The organism is Plantibacter sp. VKM Ac-2876 (assembly GCF_015350715.1).
Taxonomy (GTDB): domain Bacteria; phylum Actinomycetota; class Actinomycetes; order Actinomycetales; family Microbacteriaceae; genus Plantibacter; species Plantibacter auratus.
Map to the genome: position 1 here is coordinate 723,298 of NZ_JADKSI010000002.1, position 22,691 is coordinate 745,988.

The 22,691-nt window shown below is 68.4% G+C and carries 21 protein-coding genes; 5 read left to right on the forward strand and 16 right to left on the reverse strand.

Features of this window, described 5'->3' with window-relative positions:
• Nucleotides 1-90 precede the first annotated feature (90 nt).
• Nucleotides 91-1,614 carry an MFS transporter gene (locus tag ITJ62_RS09770; protein ID WP_370581884.1) on the reverse strand — a complete coding sequence of 508 codons (1,524 nt, stop codon included), beginning with the start codon at nt 1,612-1,614 and terminating at the stop codon, nt 91-93.
• 114 nt (nt 1,615-1,728) lie between these two features.
• Between ITJ62_RS09770 and ITJ62_RS19180 the strand changes: the two genes are divergently transcribed.
• Nucleotides 1,729-2,286, forward strand: a complete 558-nt coding sequence (locus ITJ62_RS19180; protein ID WP_194601452.1) for a TetR/AcrR family transcriptional regulator — start codon at nt 1,729-1,731, stop codon at nt 2,284-2,286.
• Between the two features lie 114 nt (nt 2,287-2,400).
• Here ITJ62_RS19180 and serA read toward each other — a convergent pair whose 3' ends face one another.
• From serA to ITJ62_RS09790, 3 genes are all read right to left on the reverse strand, one after another.
• Nucleotides 2,401-3,993, reverse strand: coding sequence for a phosphoglycerate dehydrogenase (gene serA, locus ITJ62_RS09780; RefSeq protein WP_194601455.1), 1,593 nt, complete (start codon nt 3,991-3,993; stop codon nt 2,401-2,403).
• 115 nt (nt 3,994-4,108) lie between these two features.
• The gene (locus ITJ62_RS09785; protein WP_194601458.1) at nt 4,109-4,480 is read right to left on the reverse strand and encodes a bacitracin resistance protein; all 372 of its coding nucleotides are present in this window, start codon (nt 4,478-4,480) and stop codon (nt 4,109-4,111) included.
• Between the two features lie 5 nt (nt 4,481-4,485).
• A complete protein-coding gene (locus ITJ62_RS09790) occupies nt 4,486-5,034 on the reverse strand; it encodes a hypothetical protein (protein ID WP_194602593.1) in 549 nt (182 codons plus the stop codon).
• A gap of 71 nt (nt 5,035-5,105) precedes the next feature.
• Between ITJ62_RS09790 and ITJ62_RS09795 the strand changes: the two genes are divergently transcribed.
• Nucleotides 5,106-5,492 carry a hypothetical protein gene (locus ITJ62_RS09795; protein ID WP_370581885.1) on the forward strand — a complete coding sequence of 129 codons (387 nt, stop codon included), beginning with the start codon at nt 5,106-5,108 and terminating at the stop codon, nt 5,490-5,492.
• 45 nt (nt 5,493-5,537) lie between these two features.
• Here ITJ62_RS09795 and ITJ62_RS09800 read toward each other — a convergent pair whose 3' ends face one another.
• From ITJ62_RS09800 to ITJ62_RS09825, 6 genes are all read right to left on the reverse strand, one after another.
• Nucleotides 5,538-6,293, reverse strand: coding sequence for a copper homeostasis protein CutC (locus ITJ62_RS09800; RefSeq protein ID WP_064296255.1), 756 nt, complete (start codon nt 6,291-6,293; stop codon nt 5,538-5,540).
• A gap of 53 nt (nt 6,294-6,346) precedes the next feature.
• Nucleotides 6,347-7,258, reverse strand: coding sequence for a carbohydrate ABC transporter permease (locus ITJ62_RS09805; RefSeq protein WP_079705611.1), 912 nt, complete (start codon nt 7,256-7,258; stop codon nt 6,347-6,349).
• Nucleotides 7,255-8,259, reverse strand: a complete 1,005-nt coding sequence (locus tag ITJ62_RS09810; RefSeq protein ID WP_079705610.1) for a carbohydrate ABC transporter permease — start codon at nt 8,257-8,259, stop codon at nt 7,255-7,257. Before ITJ62_RS09810 ends, ITJ62_RS09805 begins: the two co-directional genes overlap by 4 nt.
• Nucleotides 8,256-9,662, reverse strand: coding sequence for an N-acetylglucosamine/diacetylchitobiose ABC transporter substrate-binding protein (ngcE, locus tag ITJ62_RS09815; RefSeq protein WP_079705609.1), 1,407 nt, complete (start codon nt 9,660-9,662; stop codon nt 8,256-8,258). Before ngcE ends, ITJ62_RS09810 begins: the two co-directional genes overlap by 4 nt.
• 95 nt (nt 9,663-9,757) lie before the next feature.
• Nucleotides 9,758-10,537, reverse strand: coding sequence for a sugar isomerase domain-containing protein (locus ITJ62_RS09820; RefSeq protein ID WP_194601463.1), 780 nt, complete (start codon nt 10,535-10,537; stop codon nt 9,758-9,760).
• Nucleotides 10,538-10,547: 10 nt separating this feature from the next.
• On the reverse strand, nt 10,548-11,495 hold the full coding sequence (locus tag ITJ62_RS09825; RefSeq protein WP_194601466.1) for a MurR/RpiR family transcriptional regulator: 948 nt from the start codon (nt 11,493-11,495) through the stop codon (nt 10,548-10,550).
• Between the two features lie 90 nt (nt 11,496-11,585).
• Here ITJ62_RS09825 and ITJ62_RS09830 point away from each other — a divergent pair, with 90 nt between their 5' ends.
• The 3 genes from ITJ62_RS09830 (at nt 11,586) to ITJ62_RS09840 (ending at nt 15,059) form a co-directional block, all read left to right on the forward strand.
• Nucleotides 11,586-12,614 (forward strand): N-acetylglucosamine kinase, encoded by a 1,029-nt coding sequence (locus tag ITJ62_RS09830; RefSeq protein WP_194601469.1) that lies wholly within the window; start codon nt 11,586-11,588, stop codon nt 12,612-12,614.
• Nucleotides 12,611-13,612, forward strand: coding sequence for a Gfo/Idh/MocA family protein (locus ITJ62_RS19320; protein WP_194601471.1), 1,002 nt, complete (start codon nt 12,611-12,613; stop codon nt 13,610-13,612). The genes ITJ62_RS09830 and ITJ62_RS19320 overlap by 4 nt, the downstream gene beginning before the upstream one ends.
• Nucleotides 13,613-13,736: 124 nt before the next feature.
• Nucleotides 13,737-15,059, forward strand: a complete 1,323-nt coding sequence (locus ITJ62_RS09840; RefSeq protein ID WP_194601474.1) for an alpha-L-fucosidase — start codon at nt 13,737-13,739, stop codon at nt 15,057-15,059.
• Nucleotides 15,060-15,147: 88 nt separating this feature from the next.
• On the opposite strand, the gene ilvC is transcribed toward ITJ62_RS09840, so the two are convergent.
• From ilvC to otsA, 6 genes are read right to left on the reverse strand one after another with little or no spacing between them, the layout of a single operon-like run.
• Nucleotides 15,148-16,176 carry a ketol-acid reductoisomerase gene (ilvC, locus tag ITJ62_RS09845; protein WP_194601477.1) on the reverse strand — a complete coding sequence of 343 codons (1,029 nt, stop codon included), beginning with the start codon at nt 16,174-16,176 and terminating at the stop codon, nt 15,148-15,150.
• A 48-nt stretch (nt 16,177-16,224) separates the two neighbouring features.
• Complete coding sequence (gene ilvN, locus ITJ62_RS09850) at nt 16,225-16,734, reverse strand: acetolactate synthase small subunit (protein WP_064296248.1); 510 nt, start codon at nt 16,732-16,734, stop codon at nt 16,225-16,227.
• 2 nt (nt 16,735-16,736) lie between these two features.
• Nucleotides 16,737-18,542, reverse strand: coding sequence for an acetolactate synthase large subunit (locus ITJ62_RS09855; protein ID WP_085510581.1), 1,806 nt, complete (start codon nt 18,540-18,542; stop codon nt 16,737-16,739).
• 42 nt (nt 18,543-18,584) lie between these two features.
• The gene (ilvD, locus tag ITJ62_RS09860) at nt 18,585-20,279 is read right to left on the reverse strand and encodes a dihydroxy-acid dehydratase (protein WP_194601480.1); all 1,695 of its coding nucleotides are present in this window, start codon (nt 20,277-20,279) and stop codon (nt 18,585-18,587) included.
• 1 nt (nt 20,280) lies between these two features.
• A complete protein-coding gene (gene otsB, locus ITJ62_RS09865; RefSeq protein ID WP_079705605.1) occupies nt 20,281-21,102 on the reverse strand; it encodes a trehalose-phosphatase in 822 nt (273 codons plus the stop codon).
• Nucleotides 21,099-22,682 carry an alpha,alpha-trehalose-phosphate synthase (UDP-forming) gene (gene otsA, locus ITJ62_RS09870; RefSeq protein ID WP_194601483.1) on the reverse strand — a complete coding sequence of 528 codons (1,584 nt, stop codon included), beginning with the start codon at nt 22,680-22,682 and terminating at the stop codon, nt 21,099-21,101. The genes otsB and otsA overlap by 4 nt, the downstream gene beginning before the upstream one ends.
• Between the last annotated feature and the right edge of the window lie 9 nt (nt 22,683-22,691).

A 22,691-nucleotide genomic window follows, 5' to 3' on the forward strand; every position in this document is an offset into this window, starting at 1 on the left:
AGGATGCGACGACGGTGTGCGCCCAGCTTAATGCCTCCGACCTCGGGTGGATCGTGCCACCCGTCTCCGGGTGGCACGATCCACGGAGCCCTACCGGACCCGGCGCAGACCGATCGCCGCGACGAGCATGGCGGCCACGATGAGGCCGACGCCGATCCACGCTGCGACACCGACACCGCTGTCGAAGGCGTGCCGCGCGGAGTCCATGAGTGCGCCCGCGAGGTCACCGGGCAGCTGCTCGGCGACCGTCGCCGCACCACCCAGGGTCTCCCCCGCCGCCTGCTGCTGGGCGGCGGTCAGTCCGTCCGGCAGGACGACCGAGGAACGGTAGGACGCGGTGAGCACGGTGCCGAGCGTCGCCGTGCCGAGCACAGCGCCCAGCTCGTAGGCGGTCTCTGAGACGCCGGATGCCGCCCCGGCCTTCTCCGGCGGCGCACTCGCGATCACGAGCTCGTTCGACACCGTCTCGGCCGAGCCGATGCCGAGCCCGAGGGCGACGAAGGCGAGGCCGATCCCGAGGGCCGACACGTCTCCTCCGGTGATCGCGATGGAGGCGTATCCGACGGCGGAGACGACGAGTGCGATCGGGGCCACGATGCCCGGACGGACCCGCTTGGAGATGGGCACGATCACGAGACCGGCGATGATCATCACGATGAGCCCGGGGAGCAGGACGAGCCCGGCGTCGAGCGGCTGCAGACCCAGCACCAACTGCAGGTGCTGCGACACGAAGAACAGCCCACCGACGAGCGCCGTCACGCTCAACAGGTTGATGACCACGGCACCGCTGAACGATGCCCGCCGGAACAGGCTCAGGTCGAGCAGCGGGTGCTCGAGGCGGAGCTGACGGCGGATGAACAGGACGCCACTGACCACGCCGACGACCATCGAGACGACCGTGAGCACGTCGAAGCCGGCTTCCGCCAGGTGCTTGATGCTGAACACGAGTGGCGTCATCGTCAGGAGGATGAGCAGGATGCTCGGAACGTCGATGCGTCCGGGGTTCGGGTCCTTCGACTCGGGGATGAGGAAGGGCGCGAGGACGACGAGCGGCAGGAGCACCGGGACGGCGAGCAGGAACACCGCGCCCCAGGCGAAGTGCTCGAGGATGATCCCACCGACGATCGGCCCGAGCGCGCTGCCGGCGGCGAACCCGCTGGCCCAGACGGCGATGGCGAACCGTCGCTGGTCGCGGTCGAGGAAGATGTTTCGCAGCAGCGAGAGCGTCGACGGCATGAGCATTGCTCCGAAGAACCCGAGTGCCGCCCGAGCCGCGATCAGGAGCTCGGCGCTGGGCGCGAACGCCGCGGCGACGGAGACGACGCCGAACCCGATGGAACCGATGAGCAGGAGGCGACGACGACCGATGCGGTCCCCCAGGCTGCCCATCGACACGAGCAGGCCGGCGAGCACCAGCGGGTAGATGTCGACGATCCAGAGCAGCTGCGTCCCGGTCGGGGTGAGCGCGCTCGAGATCGCGGGCAACGCGAAGTTGAGGACCGTGTTGTCGACCGACACCAGCAGGACGGGGAGCATGAGGACGGCGAGCGCGAACCAGGCTCGCCGACCGGCACGGGGAGCGGCGACGGCGGTGGGTTCGGTGGCGGTGGACACGATGACCTCTTTCAAAGCGTGGAGAACGGCGCCGGTCGGGCGCCGCCCGCTCGACTATACCGTCCAGCCGGTATAGTATCAATCCGAATCCGACGAGCCGAATACGATGGAGCCATGGCGAAGCAGACCGCAGCCCGAGAACGCGTCCTCGACGCCTTCGCCGAACTCCTCATCGAAGAGGGCGAACGCGCCGCCACCCTCGACGCCGTCGCCGCGGCGGCCGGCGTCTCCAAGGGCGGACTGCTCTACCACTTCGGCAGCAAGGAGGCGCTCGTCGATGGCCTCATCGACCGGCTCTCGGAAATGAGCGAGGCCGACACGGCGCGGATGCTCGCGGCCCCGGAGGGCGTCGTCGAGTACTTCGTGCGCACCTCCGTCGACTGCGGCACCCCGTTCGACCGGACGATCATCGCCGTCGCGCGGCTGGCACAGGGGCAGCACGCCCAGGCGAGCGGCGCGATGGCGGACATCCGCCGGAGCTGGTTGCGCACGGTGGAAGATGCCGTCGGCGACCCGGACACCGCCCGCGCCATCGTGCTGATGTGCGACGGTCTCTACGCCAACACGGGGCAGCTCGGCATGGGGGTCAGCGATCCCGATGAGGGCAGCGACGAGGCGATCGAGCGGCTCCTGGCCGTCATCGCGCGGCTGCTTCCCGCCGGCGGGCACTGAGCCGGGACACCCCGACGGCCACACCGGAACGGCCTCGTCGCCAGCGTCTCAGCCTACGGACGACGATGCCCCGCACCGGTCGGCGCGGGGCATCGGGTCGGAGCAGCGGTCGGGTTACTGCACGGTGATGTCGATCTCGCGGAGCAGCGTCGCGTCGATCGTCTCGCGGATGACCTCGAGGACGTCGTCGTCGACCGGCGAGTCGACCGTCAGGACGCTGAGCGCCGGGCCACCGGCCTCGTGACGGGCGATCTGCATGCCCGCGATGTTGATGCCCGCCTCGCCGAACCGCTGACCGTAGACGGCCACGATGCCGGGCCGGTCGGTGTAGACCATCACGATGTGGTGCTTCGCGAACGGCACCTCGACGTCGTAGCCGTTGATCTCGACGATCTTCTCGGTCTGCTTCGTGCCCGTCAGCGTGCCCGACACCGAGATCTGCGATCCGTCGCTGAGGGCTCCGCGCAGCGTGATGACGTTGCGGTACTCCTCGCTCACCTCGTCGGTGAGCAGGCGCGCGACGACACCGCGCTGCTCGGCGAGCAGCGGGGCGTTCACGTACGAGACCGTCTCGCTGACGATGTTCGTGAAGATCCCCTTGAGCGCGGCCAGCTTCAGCACGCTGACGTCGTACCCGCTCAGCTCGCCGTGGACCTCGACGTCGACGCTCGTGAGCGACGAGGTCGACAGCGCGGCGAACACCTGCCCGAGCTTCTCGACGAGCGGGATGCCGGGACGGACGTACGGGTCGATCACGCCGCCGGCGACGTTGACCGCGTCCGGGACGAGTTCGCCGCCGAGCGCGAGACGCACGGACTTGGCGACCGAGACGCCGGCCTTCTCCTGTGCCTCATCCGTCGACGCACCGAGGTGCGGCGTCACGATGACGTTCTCGAGCCCGAGCAGCTTCGTGTCGGTGGGCGGCTCGCTGACGAAGACGTCGAGGCCGGCACCGGCGATGACGTGGTTGGACAGCGCCTCGTACAGCGCGTCCTCGTCGATCAGACCGCCGCGGGCGACGTTGACGACGTAGGCCGTCGGCTTCATGAGCGCGAACTGCGGGCCGGCGATCATGCCCGTCGTCTCCGGCGTCTTCGGCATGTGGATGGTGATGAAGTCGGACTGCGCCAGCAGCTCGTCGAGCGTGACCAGCTGCACCCCGAGCTGCTGCGCACGAGCGGACGTGATGTAGGGGTCGTAGGCTATGACGTTGGTGCCGAACGCCTGCAGGCGGGCCGTGATGAGGGCACCGATACGGCCGAGGCCGATGATGCCGATGGTCTTCTCGTACAGCTCGGTACCGGTGTACTTGGACCGCTTCCACTGTCCCTGGGCGAGCGCGGCGTGCGCGGCCGGGATGTGGCGGGCGAGGCTCAGGATGTGGCCGACGGTGAGCTCGGCAGCGGAGATGATGTTCGACGTGGGCGCGTTGACGACCATGACCCCGGCCGCCGTGGCCGCCTTGATGTCGACGTTGTCGAGACCGACACCCGCACGTGCGACGACCTTCAACCGGGTGGCCGCCTGGATGGCCTCCTCGTCGACCTTGGTCGCGGATCGGACCAGGATGGCGTCGGCGTCGGCGATCGCCGCGAGCAGAGCCGGGCGGTCCGTCCCGTCGACGGAGCGCACGTCGAAGTCGGGCCCGAGGGCGTCGACGGTGGCTGGTGAGAGTTCTTCGGCGATCAGTACGACCGGTTTCGACACGGAACGGTTCCTTCGCAGTAGCAGTGGGGTGGGCAGCGCGTCGGTGTCCGGCGGCCATCGCAAGCCTATCGGAGGCGCACCGGGCGGTTCGTCGTGTGACGAGGCGACGGCCGGGTCAGACGGAGAGGTCGATCAGCTGCTGCGCGCCGAACATCGCGAGGACCGACAGTGAGATCGCCGCGACGACGCACAGGGCGACGAGGTAGCGCACGGCCTGCTCGCCGAGCGACCGGTCGCGACCGGTCCAGAAGGCGATCGCGAAGGCCACGATCGGCAGGAGCAGGCCGCCGATGAGGACGACCCAGCCGAGCGGCAGGACCGGCACGGCGAGGCCGTTCGCCGTCCCGACGATGCCGACGAGGTTGCCGACGGCTTCGAAGACGTCATAGGCGAAGAACAGGCCGAACAGGACGGCGATGGACCAGCTGAGCCAGCCGCGTCGCTCGGCGGCGGGTTTCGACACGGGGTCCGCGGTGGTGGAGGGCATCAGGGTCACACTCCTCGGAGGAACGGCCAGGGCAGGATGAGCACGACACCGAGCAGGAGCATCGCGATCCTGACGACGGGTCTGCCGCCACGCGTCAACCAGAGCGTCGCGGCCATCCACACGGGTCCCGCGGCGACCGCGAGTCCCTGTCCGAGATCGAACATGAACCGGCCGACCGCGTCGCTCGGCACGGCCGCGTCAGGACGGAACGCCGAGATGAGCCAACCGACGCTGTACAGCAGGAAGACCCCGCCGAAGATGCCGAGCGTGACGAGCATGACCGAACTCATCTGCTCGCGCTCACCGGCGGCAGCCTCGTCCGTGACCCGGTCGGTCGGCTTCGCGACGTCGACCTCGACAGGAGGGGCGACCGGTTCCGCACTCGGACCGGCCGACTCCGAGGCCGGCTGGACCGCCGCGGTGGCCCGACCACGCGTGATCGGCTGCTGCGATGCGGGCTCGAGCGTGGTCCGGTCGCCGGAAGCCGAGGCGTCGAGCGTCGGATCGTCGTCGCCCGCCCAGCTCAGCGCGTCTTCGTCCCGCGGCTCAGTCATACCGCCAGCCTATCGCCGCCGGGCCGACCACCGAGTGCGGCGATCCGCACTCGACGGAGCAGAATTGCCTGGTGAACCCGTTCCCGCTCCTGCAGTCCGTCCTGACCGTCGTCCTCGCGATCATGTTCATCGGCATGGGAGTCCTCCACTTCCTCCCGGGACCGGCGAAGACCATGGCCGCGATGATCCCGGGACCGCTGCGGAGCAGCACCATCACACCGCGGATGCTCGTCGTCTTCACCGGTGTGTGCGAGATCGCGGGCGGCGTCGGCCTGCTCGTCCCACCCACCAGGCTCGCCGCAGTGGTCTGCCTGATCGTGTTCCTCGTCGCGGTGTTCCCGGCGAACGCCGCGGCCGCGCGCCAGCCCGAGCGGTTCGGTCGCCTCGCCGTGCCGTTCGTCCCACGGCTCATCGGTCAGCTCGTGCTGATCCTCGCCCTCGTCATCGTGGCGCTCTGATCGCTCGCCCGGATCGATCGAGGATCCCCTCGATGCCGGCGGATCTCAGACGGCGACGGCAGCGCGCCTGGCCGCGGCCACCGCGCGAGCGACGGTCGTCGCGTCCGTGATGTCGTAGCTCGGCGATCCTCCGCCGGGGCCGGTCTCGGTGACCCGGCCGGCACGACGACGGGCGGAGAGGTGCACCGCGTCGACACCCGCCCGGGCGAGGGCGGGGATCGCATCGATCGTGACGCCGCCACCGGCCATGATCTGCATCGAGCTGTCGCCCCTCGAGGCCATCTGCGCGAGCTTCTCGGCACCGTCGATGCTCGCCCGCGCACCGCCGGACGTCAACAGACGGTCCACACCGGCGTCGCGCAGCTGGTCGGCGGACCGGACGGGGTCGGTCGTGGCGTCGACGGCCCGGTGGAACGTCACCGCGAGCGAGCCCGCAGCCTGACGCAGCTGCGCCAGCGCCTCCAGGTCGATCGTCCGGTCGGACCGGAGGGCGCCGACCACGATGCCCGCAGCACCCGCGGCCTCGAGCGCGAGGATGTCGCCGGACATGACGTCGATCTCCGCGGGCGAGTAGACGAAACCACCCTCTCGCGGACGCACGAGGACGTGCACGAAGTCGCTGAGCCCGGCTTCGTCTGCAGCGCGGACCGCCGCCATGACCAGTCCGATGGAGGGGGTGAGCCCACCGGTGCCGAGGGCCTGGCACAACTCGACCCGCTGGGCTCCCTCGCGGATGGCGATGCGGACCCCCTCCACGTCCTGGACGGCGATCTCGACGGCGATTGGCGACTGGAGGCTCATTGGACCCATTGTTCCAGTGATCCGCTCGGGCCGAGGACGCGCACGCCGCTGCGCTACTTGTCCGTGCCCTGCGACACCGAACCCTGCAGCTGGCGCTGGAAGATCAGGTACACGATGAGCACGGGGACGACGGTGATCACGGACGCCGCGAAGAGTGCACCGAAGTCCACCGAGTACCCGGCCTGGGCGGCGAACGACGCCATCCCCTGCGTCAGGACGTAGTTCTGCGGGTTCGAGTTGAGCGCCACCGGGAGGAGGAACTGGTTCCACAACCCCACGAAGTTGAGGATCGCGACGGTCGCGAGGCCCGGCCTCGCCATGGGCAGCATCACCTGGAAGAAGGTCCGCCACTCCCCCGCTCCGTCGATCGCGGCCGCCTCCGCGATGGAGACCGGCAGCGATTTGAAGAACGAGAACAGGAAGAACACCGTGAACGGGAAGGCGAACGCCGCGTACGTGAGGATGAGTCCCGGGAGCGAGTTGAGCAACCCGAGGCTCTGCAGCACGAAGAACAACGGCACGATCGCGAGGAACACGGGGAACGTGAGGCCGGCGAGCATCAGGTAGTAGATGGCCCGGCTCCCGAAGAAGCGGAACCGCGCCAGCACGTATGCACACATCGAGCCGAACAGCATGGTCACGATGAGGGCGCCGAACACCACCACGATCGAGTTCAGGAAGAAGCTCCCGATACCGGCCGTCGTCCACGCGTTCACGTAGTTGTCGAAGTTCCATTTCGACGGCAGCGAGAACGGCGAGGCGAAGATCTCGGAGCTCGTCTTGAACGACGACATGACCGTCCAGAGCAGCGGGACGACGACCACGATCGACCAGATGATGAGCACGGTGTGCGATGCCGTCCCGACGACGCGGTCGCCCGTGGTCGGCTTGCGGCTGGCCGGTGTGCGCGTGCCGGTTCCGACGACCGCCGGGTTCGCGGTCGTCGCCGTGGTCTGGACGGTCATTCCGCCACCCCTTCATCGTTGCCGCCGGTGAGTCGGCTGACCAGGAAGACGACGCCCGCGAACATCAGGGTGACGAGCGCGAGCACGACTCCCATCGCACAGGCGTAGCCGAACTGGCCCTTGGTGAACGCCGTCGTGAAGAGCTGCTGCGACATCACGAGCGTCGTGTTGGACGGGCCGCCGCCGGGATTCAACGCGGCCATGTACACGAACGCGTCGAGGGCGAGGATGCCCATGTAGATGTACGCCGTCTGGATGTTGTCCCGGATCAACGGGATGGTGATCGTGAGCGCGGTCCGCAGGCGACCCGCGCCGTCGATCCGTGCCGCCTCGTACACCTCGGCCGGCACACCCTTGATCGCCGCGATGAAGAGCACCGTGTAGAACCCGATGAGTCCCCAGACGATGACGAACATGGTCGCGATCATCGCCGTGTCCGGCGAACCGAGCCAAGCGAAGGAGGTGAACTGGTCGAGCCCGATGCCGGTCAGGAAGCCGTTCAGCAGCCCGGACGACGGGTCGTAGATCTGCTTCCAGATGAGGCCGATGACGATGGCCGGCACGACGTACGGGAAGAAGGTGATCACGCGGTACACGCTCGAGTTGCGGAGGCCGCGGATCGGACCGTTGCTCGGTCCGCCGATCGTGATGAGGGAGGCGAAGAGGAACGCGATCCCGAGGGTCACGAGCGGCAGGACGATCGCGAGCGCGACACTGTTGCCCATGGACTGGAGGAAGGTCTGGTCCTGGAAGAGCTTCGTGTAGTTCGAGAACCCGACGAAGTCCATGCCCGGGGAGAACCCGGACCAGTTCGTCAACGAGTAGTACGCCGCCTGCGCGAACGGCGAGACCACGAAGACGACGTACCCCACCACCGGCACGATCAGGAAGACCAGGAAGAACGAGACCCGGTCGAACGTGAAGTCCCGGCGGCGCAACCGCCGGGCGGCGGGAGGGGTAGCCCCTCCCACCTTCCCGATCGGCGTGCCGACCGCCGTCATTTGACGGTGACCTTGTCCACGGAGTCGTCGTTGCGGACCTTGTCGGAGATGTCCTGCATGCCCTTGGTGAGCGTGGCGACGTCGGAACCGCCCTGCAGGAACGTGTTCCACAGGACGAGGAGGTCCGTGTTGAGTCCGTACAGGTCGATGAAGCTCCACGAGAACACGTCGGTGCCCGCGTCGTTCAACATCTTCACCTGGGACACGAGCGCCGTCGAACCGAAGCCGTCCTCGGGGATCGTGTCCTTGACGATCGTCGACGAGAAGGTCGTCTTGGCGAAGTTCACCGCGGCGTCGTTCGACAGCATGGCCCGCAGGAACTCCTTGCCACCGCCGACGTTCTTGCCCTGCGACGGGACGATGAACCCTTCACCCGCGGTGCTGTGGAGCGCCGAGTACGGCAGGGCGGAGTCGGCGGAGACCGTCGGCTCGGGCGCGCCGGTCATCTTGAAGCCGTCCTTCGTCTGGGTCTTCATCTCGTTCTCGATCCAGCCACCCGAGGGGTAGAGGATGAAGTCCTCCGAGTTGCTCCACTGCGCCTGCGCAGCGGTGAACTGCGTTCCGGCGCCTCCGGGCTTGACGTACCCGGCGTCGATGATCGCCTTGAGACCCTTGAGCACGTCCTGGACGGCCGGCTTCGACCAGCAGTCCGCCTCGAGGTTCTCGAGCGCCAGACGGACCTCGTCGCCGCCCTCCTTGATCGCGGACGCGATCGCCATCGTCAGGTAGTAGGTGGCCGCCTCGGTGCCCCAGCCGAACAGGTACTTGCCCTGCGCCTTGGCCTTCGCACCGAGGTCGAGTGCCTCGGCCCAGGTCTTCGGGGGCGTCCAGCCGTTCGCCTCGAAGAGCGCCGCCGAGTACCAGACCGCGTAGACCGTCAGCACGTAGTTCAGCTGCACGAACTTGCCGTCGAAGGTGCCCGGCTCGACGACACCCGGGTAGAGGGTGTCCTTGATGACCTTGCCCTCGTAGTTCTTCGCCTCGATGACGTCCGTCAGGTCGGCGAGCTGCTCGCGGATGGTGTTGATGCCGATGAGGCCGGCGCCGCTGTTGTCGATGACGTCCGGCGGGTTGCCTGCGACGAACCGCGGCTGGAGGGTCTGCGCGATGTTCGTCGCGGCCGTGACCTTGACGGTCGAGCCCGCCTGCTGCTTCTCGACGAGCTTCCCGGCGAACTCGGTGTACTCGATGCCGTACCCGCCCTTGAAGATGACGGCGTCGACCGTCGAGTTGGCGGCCATGCCGAACGGGTTGTCGGCCGAGACCGGTCCGCCGGTGGTGGTGGCCCCGCCTCCGCCGCCGACACAGGACGCGAGCGTCCCGCCCAGCGGGAGGAGGATCGCGGTCGCGAGTGCTCCTCGCAGGAAATCGCGGCGTTGGAGCGTTGCTGGCTGCTTGTCCATCGGTCTACCTTCCAGTGATTCGAGTGTTGCCCGGGTGTGGTGCTGTCGGGGTGGTGTTGTCGGGTGTGTGGTGCGGGTGTTGCGACGCCTCGGGTTCAGGCGTCACGTCTGATCCGGCCTCGGTAGCGGTCCTCGAGCACACTGTTGTGCTCGTCGCCGCCCGGGATGTTGGCCGAGATGTAGAGCGGTGGGGTCTCGCCGGTCGCCGCGATCCTCGCCGCGACGCCGATGGTGAGGAGCTGCGCGAGATAGGCCGCCGTGATCGAGGACACCGCGCCGACCGGGACGCCGTCCTGGACCTCGATGGTCGCGTCGCCGAACGGAGCACGGTTGTCGAGCACCACGTCGGCCACCTCGGAGAGCCGCAGCCCGCTCGGGTGTTTCGGCTCGACGCGCGAGGTGTGCTCGAGCGAGGTCACGGCGATGACGGGGTGGCCGTGCTCCTTGGCGATCAGGGCGAGTCCCACGATCGACCCGTTGACGCCGGAGTTCGACGCGATGATGAACACGTCGCCCTCCCCCACCGGGGAGATCGCGAAGAGCTCCGCTGCGACGTCGCCGCTGCGCTCCAGCGCGGCACCACCGAGGTCGTCGACGGACCGTGCGCCGCGGAGGACGACGTCCCGCAGGGCGATCTTGTTGGTCGGGATCAGTCCACCGGCGCGGCCGGCGATCTCCATCGCGAACGCCTCCGAGTGGCCGGTGCCGAACGCCTGGATGACCGCTCCGCGCTCGAGGGCCGCGACCAGCAGGTCGATCGCGGGGTCGAGTTCGCCGGACCGGGCCGCCTGGGTGATGTCCGCGAGGCGCGAGGTGACCTCGTCGGTGTAGCGATCGACGTGATCCGTCCAGGTCGTGGTGGATGTGGTGCTCATTCGGTTCCTCTCAGACGCCCACGGGCGAGGCGGTCTCGGACAGGGCTCCGGCCTTGGTCGGTCGGCGGTGCGGGGCGACCGCGAGGGCGGAGGCCGCGAGGCGCTTGGTCGTGCGCTCGAAGTTCTGCTGCGCGACGAACAGGTACAACAGGTCCAGGACGAACAGCTGACCGTGCTTGGCGGAGAGGTCGTCGGGCTGCAGGAACCGCTCATGGGCCGAGGTGATGATGGCCAGCGTCGACGCGGCGACGAGTGGGGAGTCCGGGTTGTTGCTGATCGCCACGGTGAGCGCGCCCGCGCGACCCGCCTGGCGGAGCATCTGGATGGTCTCCTCGGTGCGCCCGGTGTTGCTGATCCCCAGGGCGACCGATTCGGGGCCCTGGATCGCCGCGCTCGTAAGGCCCGCGTGGACCTCCGACCAGGCGTGCGTGCTGATGCCGATCCGGTACAGCCTGGCCTGCATCTCGTCGGCGAGCATCGCGCTGCCGCCGACACCGTAGATGTCGACGTTCCGGCTGCGCGCGATGGCTGCGGCGATCTCGAGCATGACTTCGAGGTCGATCACGTCGGCGGTCTCCCGCAGCGTCCGCGTGTGCGCGTTGAGCAGCGTGCTCAGGACGTCCGGAGCCGAGTCGTCGGGGCCGAACGCCCGGCCGATGTCGGTCTGCCAGGAGTCGCGAGCGGTGCTGCGACCGAAGTCCTTGGCGAGGTCGACCCGGAACGGCGCGTAGCCGGTGTATCCGATGATCCGGCAGAAGCGGGTGATGGTCGCCGCTGAGACGCCCGAATCGGCTGCGAGCTCACCGATCGTGAGGGTGAGGGGCGCGTCGGGGTTCTCCAACAGGTAGTCCGCGATACGCAGCATGACCCCGGACATCTCCGGCATCCGCGACCGAATCCGGTTGGTCACGCCGGTGGCGTGCTCGACCGGTGGGTCGGTGCGGATGGAAACAGTCATGGAAATTCCTTTTCTCCTTCGTTGGAGTGACGCGAAACTGATTCTTACAGTACGTTGTGGCCCACGGCAACATGTTTCGAGATGATGACGATGATGAAAACAACTCTGGCGGTCGACGCCGGCGGCACCTCGTCCCGCGCGGTGCTGGTGGACGCCTCCGGACGGCGCCTCGGTTCCGGGCGCGCGGGCGGCGGGAATCCGACGTCCTCCGGCGTGGACAGCGCTGCCACGCAGATCGCGCTCGCGGCTCGTGCCGCCCTCGACCAGGCCAGGACGACGTCGTCCATGTCGCCCCTCCCGTCCGGGTCGCCCGTGGTGATCACGCAGGCGGGGCAGGTGTCCGACGCCTACCGCCGCACCCTGGACGCGCACCTCGTACCGCTCGGACTCGGACCGGTCGTCATCGAGCCGGATCTGCTCGGCATGTACGGCTCCGGCTCGGCGTCGCCGGACGGCGTCGTGCTCGTCGCGGGGACCGGGAGCGTCGCGGGACGGATCAGGGACCGTCTCGTCGTCCGGGAGGTCGGCGGTGCCGGCTGGCTCCTCGGCGATGGCGGCTCCGGATTCTGGATCGCTCGGCGCGTGATCCGCGCGGTCGCCGCCGACCTCGACGGCATCGGACCCCGCACGGGACTCACCCCGCTGCTCTCCCAGGCGGTCGGGTTCACTCCGGACCCGTGTTCATCCGGTGACGCGGACCACCGCCGGTCCCCGGTACTCGACACACTCATCCGCTCGGTGAACGACGGTCCCCCCATCGCCATCGCCCGCCTGGCGCCGCTCGCCTTCCAAGCCGCGGACGACGAGGTCGCGCGGTCCATCCTCGACGCTGCCGTCGACCGCTTGGCGGTCCTCGTGGAACGGGTGCTGGCTCCGGATTCGGACCGCAGAGAGAGCACGCTCGTCGTCGGCGGCAGCGTGCTCGTCGACGGGCTCCTCCCGTCCATCCCCTCAGCCGCGGAGCGCCTGTCGTCGGCCGCCGCCGGGGCCCGACTCGTCCCGGTCGCCGACGGCCTCGTCGGAGCCGCTGCCTTGGGCATCAGGATGCTGGGCGGAGACGTCGACGACGCGAGGCTCAGCCGCCTGCGCGAGGACCTGGCTGCTGGGGCGACGCGGTGACGGCGGACCGGATCGCCGTCATCGGCACCGGTGCCATGGGGCTGGCGCACGTCCGCGCGCTCGCCGGACTCGGTGCCGCGGACCGGATCGCCTACCTGTGCTCGGCCCGGTCGCCGAGAGCCATGCCGGAGGCACCGGCCGCACGACTCACCACCTCGGTCGACGAGGTGCTCCGGGACGCCTCCGTGGGGATCGTCGTCATCTGCACGCCGACCGACACCCATCGGGACCTCGCCGTCAGGGCACTCCGTGCCGGCAAGCACGTCCTGCTGGAGAAACCGATCGCCCTGACGCTCGCCGACGCCCAGGCGATCCTGCGCACCGCCGACGAGTCCGGCCGGACGTTCATGGTCGCGCACGTCGTCAGGTTCTTCGGCGGGTACGAGGCGATCGACGACGCGGTGCGCGCTGGCGCCGTCGGCACACCCCTCGCCGTCACGGCCGAACGGCTGAGCTCCCCCGCCGCCCCGTCACCGTGGTGGCAGGACGAGCGACGATCCGGCGGCCCCCTCGTGGACTTCGCGATCCACGACTTCGACCAGCTGAACCAGCTCCTCGGCCAGCCGCGATCCGTGTCAGCACGGCGCACCGGCACCGGGCGCCCGATCGAGACGACGGTCGACTACGCCGACGGGGGTATCGGGCGCGTCCTCATCTCCATGGAACTCCCGCCGGCCTTCGGATTCAGCTCGGCCATCGAGGTGCTCGGCAGCACCGGGCTCCTCGCCCACCGATTCGTCGGCGGGTCCCCGACCCACACACCGCCGCTCTCGCTCGACGCCCTCGGGACGGCCGCCGCGCACGGCCTCTTCGACCTCGACGAGACCGACCCCTACCGACGACAGATGGCCTCCTTCCTCGACTGCGTGGAGCGAGACGTCCAACCGTTCCGAGTGACCGGCCGAAGTGCCCTCGCGGCCCTGACGGTCGCGTTGGCGGCGAAGGCGTCGCTGGACACCGGCGTGCCCGTGCAGGTCTCCGAAGCCCACGACGCCTGAACCGTCGACACGCAGGAGGTCCGACGTCCCGACCACGCCGGTCCACCGGACAGCAGACATCCGACCTTTCGTGTTAGCCTGCCCCCGCACCGCCGTGAACCCACTCGACGATCGAAGGGCCGCCGTGACCGAGACCACCACCACCCGACCCGATACCGCCTGGTTCGACGAGGCGAGATTCGGATTGTTCCTGCACTGGGGCCTCTACGCCCTCCCCGCACGCCATGAGTGGGTGCAGACGCGGGAACGCCTCTCGGCCGAACACTACGAGCGCTACCGCGAGCACTTCGACCCCGACCGGTTCGACCCCCGCGCCTGGGCCAAGCAGGCCAAGGCGGCCGGCTTCCGGTACGCGGTCCTCACGACGAAGCACCACGACGGCTTCTGCCTATGGGACTCGGCACTCACCGACTTCACGTCCATGCACACGCCCGCCGGCCGCGACCTCGTGGCGGAGTTCGTGGAGGCCTTCCGCGCCGAGGGGCTCCGGATCGGCTTCTACCACTCGCTCATCGACTGGCATCACCCCGACTTCACGGTCGACGGCATCCACCCGCGACGCGACGACCCCGAGGCGCTCGCAGCGAACGCCGACCGGGACTGGTCACGCTACCGGGACTACCTGCACGGCCAGGTGCGCGAGCTGCTCACCGGCTACGGCCCGATCGACTACCTCTTCTTCGACTTCAGCTACTCACAGGGCATCGAAGGCCTGCCGGGCAAGGGCGCCGCCGACTGGGGCTCCGAGGAACTCGTCGAGATGATCCGCGGGCTGCAGCCGGAGATCCTGATCAACGACCGCCTCGAACTCCCGGGCGACGTCACCACCCCGGAGCAGTACCAGCCCGTGGTGACGCCGGTCGACTCCGACGGCGAACCCCTCCGGTGGGAGGCCTGCCAGACCTTGAACGGCAGCTGGGGGTACGACCGCGACAACCTCGACTACAAGTCGCCGGAGCTGCTCCTGCGGATGCTCATCGATTCGGTCTCGAAGAACGGCAATATGCTGTTGAACATCGGACCGACCGCGCGCGGGACGATCGATCCGCGGGCGATCGAACGGCTCGAGGTCCTCGCCGACTGGTTCGCACTCCACGAGCGGGCGATCCGAGGATGCGGGCCGTCGGAGTTCAGCAGCCCGAGCGACGTCCGATACACGCAACGGGGCGACCGGCTGTACGTGCACGTCTTCGCGTGGCCGTTCGTGCACCTGCACCTGCCCGGTCTCGGCGGCCGGGTGCGCTACGCCCAGCTGTTGTCGGACGGCTCCGAGGTGCCGTTCCAGGTGCATCGCCCCGAGCACGATCTGCCGAACCAGCACACCCAACCGAAGGGACTCGGTCCCGACACCGTGACCCTGCACCTGCCGATCGGTGAACCCGACACCCCGATCCCGGTCATCGAGATCTTCCTCGAGCCCGGCACGACCGGAGCAGCAACGGCCTGAGGTCTCCCGCAGACGACGGAACGCCCGCCCCGACGGATCGGGGCGGGCGTTCTGGCTCGGTGCCGCTGAGCGGCTGGACGAGCGGAGACTAGCGGGCGACGCTGCCGTCGACGTAGTCGTCGTCGTTCGAGGCGTTCCACGCGAAGAGCTTGCGCAGCTCGCGACCGGTGGCCTCGATCGGGTGGTCCTCGCCCTTCTTGCGCAGCTCGAGGAACTCGGGAGCGCCGGCGTCCTGGTCGTCGATGAAGCGCTTGGCGAAGGTGCCGTCCTGGATGTCCTTGAGGACCGCCTGCATGTTGGTCTTGACGCTCGGGTCGATGACGCGCGGGCCGGAGACGTAGTCGCCGTACTCAGCCGTGTCGGAGACGCTCCAACGCTGCTTGGCGATGCCACCCTCCCAGATGAGGTCGACGATGAGCTTCAGCTCGTGGAGCACCTCGAAGTAGGCGATCTGCGGCTGGTACCCGGCCTCGGTGAGGGTCTCGAAGCCGTACTGGATCAGCTGCGAGACGCCACCGCACAGGACGGCCTGCTCGCCGAAGAGGTCGGTCTCGGTCTCCTCGGTGAAGGTGGTCTTGATGCCACCGGCACGGAGGCCACCGATCGCCTTGGCGTAGGACCAGGCGAGCGCCCAGGCGCCACCGGTCTCGTCCTTCTCGACGGCGACGATGACGGGGACGCCGCGGCCGGCCTCGTACTCGCGACGGACCGTGTGGCCCGGGCCCTTCGGGGCGACCATGAAGATGTCGACGCCCTCAGGAGCCTCGATGTAGCCGAAGCGGATGTTGAAGCCGTGGCCGAAGACGAGCGCCTTGCCCGGAGCGAGCTGGTCCTTGATGGACTCGGCGAAGATCGTGCGCTGGTGCTGGTCCGGAGCGAGGATGACGATGACGTCGGCCCATGCGGAGGCCTCGGCGACGTTCTTGACGGTGAAGCCCTGCTCCTCGGCCTTGGCGATCGACTTCGAGCCGTCCTTCAGGCCGACGACGACCTCGACGCCGGAGTCGCGGAGGTTGAGCGCGTGTGCGTGGCCCTGCGAGCCGTAGCCGATAACGGCAACCTTCTTGCCCTGGATGAGCGACAGGTCTGCGTCCTGGTCGTAGAAAATCTCAGTCACTGGTGGTTCTCTCCTTGGTTGTGGTTTCGCAATATGCCGCAGATGCGACTAGTTCTTGAAGACGCGTTCGGTGATGGACTTCGAGCCGCGCCCGATGGCGAGGAGACCCGATTGGGCGATCTCCTTGATGCCGTAGGGCTCGAGCACCTTGAGGAGCGCGGTCGTCTTCCCGGAGTCGCCCGTGACCTCGATCACGAGGGCGTCGGTCGCCACGTCGACGACGCGGGCCCGGAACAGGTTGACGGCTTCCAACACCTGGGAACGGGTGGAGTTGTCGACGCGGACCTTGATGAGCAGGTGCTCACGCTGGACGGACTGCGCCGGATCCAGCTCGACGATCTTGATGACGTTGATGAGCTTGTTCAGCTGCTTCGTCACCTGCTCGAGCGGAAGCTCCTCGACGTCGACGACGACCGTGATCCGGGACAGACCCTCGATCTCGCTGTGGCCGACCGCGAGGCTCTCGATGTTGAAGCCCCGACGGGCGAACAACCCGGCGACGCGGGTCAGCAGACCGGGCTTGTCCTCGACGAGGAGGCTCAGGACGTGGCTGCTCATGCTCAGGCCTCCTCATCGAACGACGGACTGTGGTCCTTGGCGTACTGGACGTAGCTGTTGCTGACACCCTGCGGCACCATCGGCCACACCATCGCGTCGGCACTCACGACGAAGTCGATGACGACCGGACGGTCGTTCGTCTCCAGGGCGAGCTTGATGGCGGCGTCGACCTCCTCCTCCTTCGTCACGCGGATCGCGAGGCAACCGTAGGCCTCGGCCAGCTTGACGAAGTCGGGGATCCGGATGGTGTCGTGCCCGGTGTTCAGGTCGGTGTTCGAGTATCGACCGTCGTAGAAGAGCGTCTGCCACTGGCGGACCATGCCCAGCGAGGAGTTGTTGATGATCGCGACCTTGATCGGGATGTTGTTGATCGTGCAGGTCGCGAGTTCCTGGTTGGTCATCTGGAAGCAGCCGTCGCCGTCGATCGCCCACACGTGGCGATCGGGCTGGGCCACCTTGGCGCCCATGGCCGCGGGGACCGAGTAACCCATGGTCCCGGCACCGCCGGAGTTCAGCCAGGAGTTCGGACGCTCGTACTTGATGAACTGCGCCGCCCACATCTGGTGCTGGCCGACGCCCGACGCGAACACGCCCTCCGGCCCGGTGATCTCGCCGATGCGGGAGATCACGTGCTGTGGCGAGAGCAGACCGTCGGTCGGCTCGGCGTAGCCCAGCGGGAACTCCTCGCGGAGCCCGTCGAGGTAGGACCACCACTCGGCGATGTCGGGGGTGACCTCGCGGGCGGCTGCCTCGAACGCCGACTGGAGGTCGACGATGACGTCCTTCGCGTCGCCCACGATGGGGACGTCCGCGATGCGGATCTTCGAGATCTCGGCCGGGTCGACGTCCACGTGGACGACCTTGGCGTTCGGCGCGAAGAGCGAGGCCTTGCCGGTCACGCGGTCGTCGAACCGGGCACCGAGCGACACGAGCAGGTCGGCCTCCTGCAGCGCGAGCACCGCCGGGACCGTGCCGTGCATGCCGGGCATGCCGAGGTGCTGCGTGTGCGAGTCGGGGAACGCCCCGCGAGCCATGAGCGTCGTCACGACCGGAGCCCCGGTCGCCTCGGCCAGCGCGAGCAGTTCCTCGGAGGCCTTGGAGCGGATCACGCCGCCGCCGACGTACAGCACCGGCTTCTTGGCGTTGACGAGCAGCTGCGCAGCTGCCTGGATCTGCTTGCCGTGCGCCTTCGTCACCGGGCGGTAGCCGGGCAGGTCGACCTTCGGCGGCCAGATGAACGGCGCCTCGGCCTGCTGGGCGTCCTTCGTGATGTCGACCAGCACCGGTCCGGGACGGCCGGTACCTGCGATCTCGTAGGCCGCGGCGATGGCCGCCGGGACCTCCTCCGGGGTCTTGACGAGGAAGGAGTGCTTCGTGATCGGCATGGTGATGCCGACGATGTCCGCCTCCTGGAACGCGTCCGTGCCCATGAGGGTCGAGAACACCTGACCGGTGATCGCGACCATCGGCACCGAGTCCATGTAGGCGTCGGCGATGGCGGTGACGAGGTTCGTCGCGCCGGGGCCGGACGTCGCGATGCACACGCCGATCCCGCCACCGGCGGCGGCGTATCCTTCGGCGGCGTGGCCGGCGCCCTGCTCGTGTCGGACCAGGATGTGACGGAGCTTCGTCGAGTCCATCAGCGGGTCGTAGGTCGGCAGGATCGCTCCGCCGGGCAGACCGAATATGTCGGTGACCCCGAGGAGCTCGAGCGATCGGACGATCGCCTGGGCTCCCGTCAGGATCTCCGGTGCGGCCGGGGCCGCAGGTGTTCTGGGATGAGGCACGGGTTGGGATTCCGTGGGCATGATGATTCCTTCAGCGATGAGATGCACGAACGAGATGCTCGGTTATCCCGTGATCGCGCCCTCCGCGGCGGAGTGCACGAGACGAGAGTACTTTGCGAGAACGCCACGGGTATAGCGCGGGGGAAGAGGCGCCCAGCCGTCGCGGCGGGCTTCCAGCTCTGCTTCGTCGACGAGTAGGTCGAGCGAGCGGCCAGCGATATCGACCCGTATCAGATCACCATCGCGCACGAAGGCGATTGGACCTGCGTCCACCGCTTCGGGTGCTATGTGGCCGATGCACAGTCCGGTTGTGCCGCCTGAGAATCGACCGTCCGTCAACAGTAGTACATCCTTGCCGAGTCCGGCGCCCTTGATGGCGGCCGTGATCGCGAGCATCTCGCGCATCCCAGGCCCACCCTTCGGGCCCTCGTAGCGGATGATGACGACGTCGCCCTTGTTGATCTTGCCCTCGGTGAGCGCGTCCATGGCTCCGCGTTCACGTTCGAAGACCCGCGCGGGTCCTTCGAAGACCTCGGCGTCGAATCCGGCCGTCTTCACGACGGCGCCCTCGGGCGCGAACGAGCCCTTGAGGATCGTGATGCCGCCGGTCGCGTGGATCGGGTTGTCGAGCGTGCGGATGACCGTGCCGTCGATCGGGTCGGGGTTGATGTCGGCGAGGTTCTCGGCGACCGTCTTGCCGGTGACCGTGAGGCAGTCGCCGTGCAGCAGACCGGCGTCGAGCAGCGCCTTCATGACGACGGGGACGCCGCCGTGACGGTCGACGTCGTTCATGACGTACTGGCCGAACGGCTTCAGGTCGCCGATGTGCGGCACCTTGTCGCCGATGCGGTTGAAGTCGTCGAGTGTGAGGTCGACCTCGGCCTCGCGGGCGATCGCGAGCAGGTGCAGGACCACGTTCGTCGATCCGCCGAATGCCATCGCGACGGCGATGGCGTTCTCGAACGCCTCCTTCGTCAGGATGTCGCGCGCGGTGATGCCGAGTCGGAGCATGTTGACCACGGCTTCGCCCGAACGGTGCGCGAAGTAGTCGCGACGGCGGTCGGCCGAGGGCGGCGATGCCGAACCCGGGAGGCTCATGCCGAGCGCCTCGGCGACCGACGCCATCGTGTTGGCGGTGTACATCCCTCCGCAGGCGCCCTCGCCCGGGGCGATGGCGCACTCGATGCGCTTCAGGTCCTCTTCGCTCATGTTGCCGGCCTTGCAGGCCCCGACCGCCTCGAAGGAGTCGATGATCGTGACCTCCTTCTCGGTGCCGTCGGAGAGCTTGACCCAACCCGGCGCGATCGATCCGGCGTAGAGGAAGAGCGACGAGAGGTCGAGCCGCGCGGCGGCCATGAGCATGCCCGGCAGAGACTTGTCGCAGCCGGCGAGCAGGACCGTGCCGTCGAGGCGCTCGGCCATGACCACGGTCTCGACGCTGTCGGCGATGACCTCGCGCGAGACGAGCGAGAAGTGCATGCCCTCGTGGCCCATGGAGATGCCGTCGGAGACGGAGATGGTGCCGAACTGCAGCGGGTAGCCCCCACCCGAGTGCACGCCCTCCTTGGCCCCCTGTGCGAGGCGGTCGAGCGAGAGGTTGCAGGGCGTGATCTCGTTCCACGAGCTCGCGATGCCGATCTGGGGCTTGTCCCAGTCCTCGTCGCCCATGCCGACGGCGCGGAGCATGCCCCGCGAGGTGGTCGCCTCGATCCCGTCGGTGACGGCACGGCTGCGTGGTTTGATGTCGATCTCTGGCATTTTAAGAGTCTACGGCTTCCTTGTTGCTTCGATATTCCGCGAGCATGCCGAGGACGCGCGCGATCTCGGAGGGTCCTTCGACCCTGAAGTCGGCGGCGGTCACGCCGGTGCCGCTCTTCACCCCGAGGTCGCCGGGGCCGAGTGCGCCGAACGCGTCCTCGTCCGTGACGTCGTCGCCCGCGTAGAACACGGCATCTGCTTTGGTGTACCGCCGGAGGTGTTCGACGGCTTCGCCCTTGGTCGCGCTCCTGAGCGAGAACTCGAGGACGTTCTTGCCCTCTCGAACCGTCAGGGCGCCGAACTCGTCCTTGGTGTGGGCGAGTGCTTCGAGGTGGGCGATCCTGGAGTCTTCTTCACTGGCGAGCCTCGTGTGCAGGGCGAACCCTGCCGGCTTCCGCTCGATCCAAACATTATCGTAACCCTCCGCGACGTCCTGGAGGATCCGTTGGAGGGTCTCCCGCTGTTCGCGTTCCTCGTCGTCGAGGGCGAGGGCGTCGTCGGGGTTGTCGAGGCGGATCTCGACGCCGTGCGAGCCGGCGAACAGGGCGTGGTCGGGCAGCTCGGCCACGGCCACGAGACTGTCGATCGCCCGCCCGGACACGAGTGCGACGCGCGTCCCGGGCAGGTCCATCAGCGCCAACACGGCCTTGCGAGCCGCGGGCAGCGCGCGCGCCTGATCCGGGTCGTCGACCTCGGGTGCCAGCGTGCCGTCGAAGTCCAGGGCCACCAGGAGCTTCGGGACGTCGGCCAGGCGGCGGAGTTCCGCACGCAGTCCGAGGGGAAGCCCCCCGAGGGTGTCGGTGGGCTCGTCGGTGGTGCTCATGACTGGGTGGTGCTCCCCTGCTCGATGGTCGGTGACTGGTCGCGCACACGCTGCAACTCGTCGAGGAAGGACGCCGACCACCGCGCGACGTCGTACTCCATGACGCGCTTGCGCAGCGCCCGCATGCGACGACCACGCTCGGCCTTCGTCATGTGCACGGCCTGGAGGATCGCCGACTTCATCCCCTCGATGTCGTGCGGGTTGATCTTGAGTGCCTGCTTCAGTTCGTCGGACGCGCCGGCGAACTCGCTCAGGACGAGGACGCCGTCGTTGTCGTAGCGAGCGGCGACGTACTCCTTCGCGACGAGGTTCATGCCGTCGCGCAGGGCTGTGACGAGCATGACGTCGGCGGCGAGGTAGAGGGCAGCCATCTCCTCGCGGGGGTACCCGTGGTGCAGGTACTGGATCGCGGTGTGGCCGATGGTGCCGAAGTCGCCGTTGATCCGGCCGACCGTCTGTTCGATGTCGTCGCGGAGCTGACGGTACGTCTCGACGCGTTCGCGGCTGGGGCTGGCGACCTGGACGAGCGTGACGTCCTCGACCGCGAGCTTGCCCTGTGCGAGGAGTTCGCCGAAGGCCTTGAGTCGGTGCCCGATGCCCTTCGTGTAGTCGAGGCGGTCGACGCCGAGCATGATCGTCTCCGGGTTGCCGAGCTCCTCGCGGATCTGCTTGGCACGGGCAATGATGTCGGGGCGCTGCGCGAGGACCTGGTACCCCTTGCTGTCGATCGAGATCGGGAAGTGCCGGGCGATCACCGTGCGGTACGGGGCGCCGCGCTTCGACGCGACCGGTGCAGCGTCCGTCGTGACCGACACGAGTGCGGCATCGAGCGGGACCTGGATCGCGGCCCCCTTCGTCTCGTACCCGAACAGGCGGCGGACCGCCCGGGAGAAGTTGCCCGCGTCCGCGACGCGCTGGAAGCCGATGACGTCGGCGCCGAGCAGTCCCTCGATGATCTGGCGTCGCCATGGGAGCTGCGAGTAGATGCCGTAGGCCGGGAACGGGATGTGGTTGAAGAAGCCGATCGTGAGATCGGGTCGCAGCTCACGCAGGATCTTCGGCACGAGCTGCAGCTGGTAGTCCTGCACCCAGACCGTCGCGCCGTCGGACGCGGCCGCAGCGGCCGCCTCGGCGAACCGTCGGTTCACGGCGACGTAGGAGTCCCACCACTCGCGGTGGTAGCTCGGCGGAGCGATGACGTCGTGGTAGAGCGGCCAGATGGTGTCGTTCGAGAAGCCCTCGTAGTAGCGGGCGATCTCGTCCTCGGACAGCGGGACCGGGATGATCCACATGTCGTCGTTGTCGAACGGCTCGATCTCGAGGTCGGCGGAGCCGGCCCATCCGATCCAGGCGCCGTCGGCGCCGCGCATGACGGGTTCGAGGGCGGTCACGAGTCCACCGGGTGAGGTCCGCCAGCTCTCGGCGCCGTCTGCATCGACGACGCGGTCGACCGGCAGCCGGTTGGATACCACGATGAAGTCGAAGGTCGACGCTGATCCGCCGTCAGGCGCGGAATATCTGGTGATGATGGCCCTCCCGGGGTACTCGGGTTCGCTGTTCAGGCTAGCAGCGTTCCGCATGGCGAAACC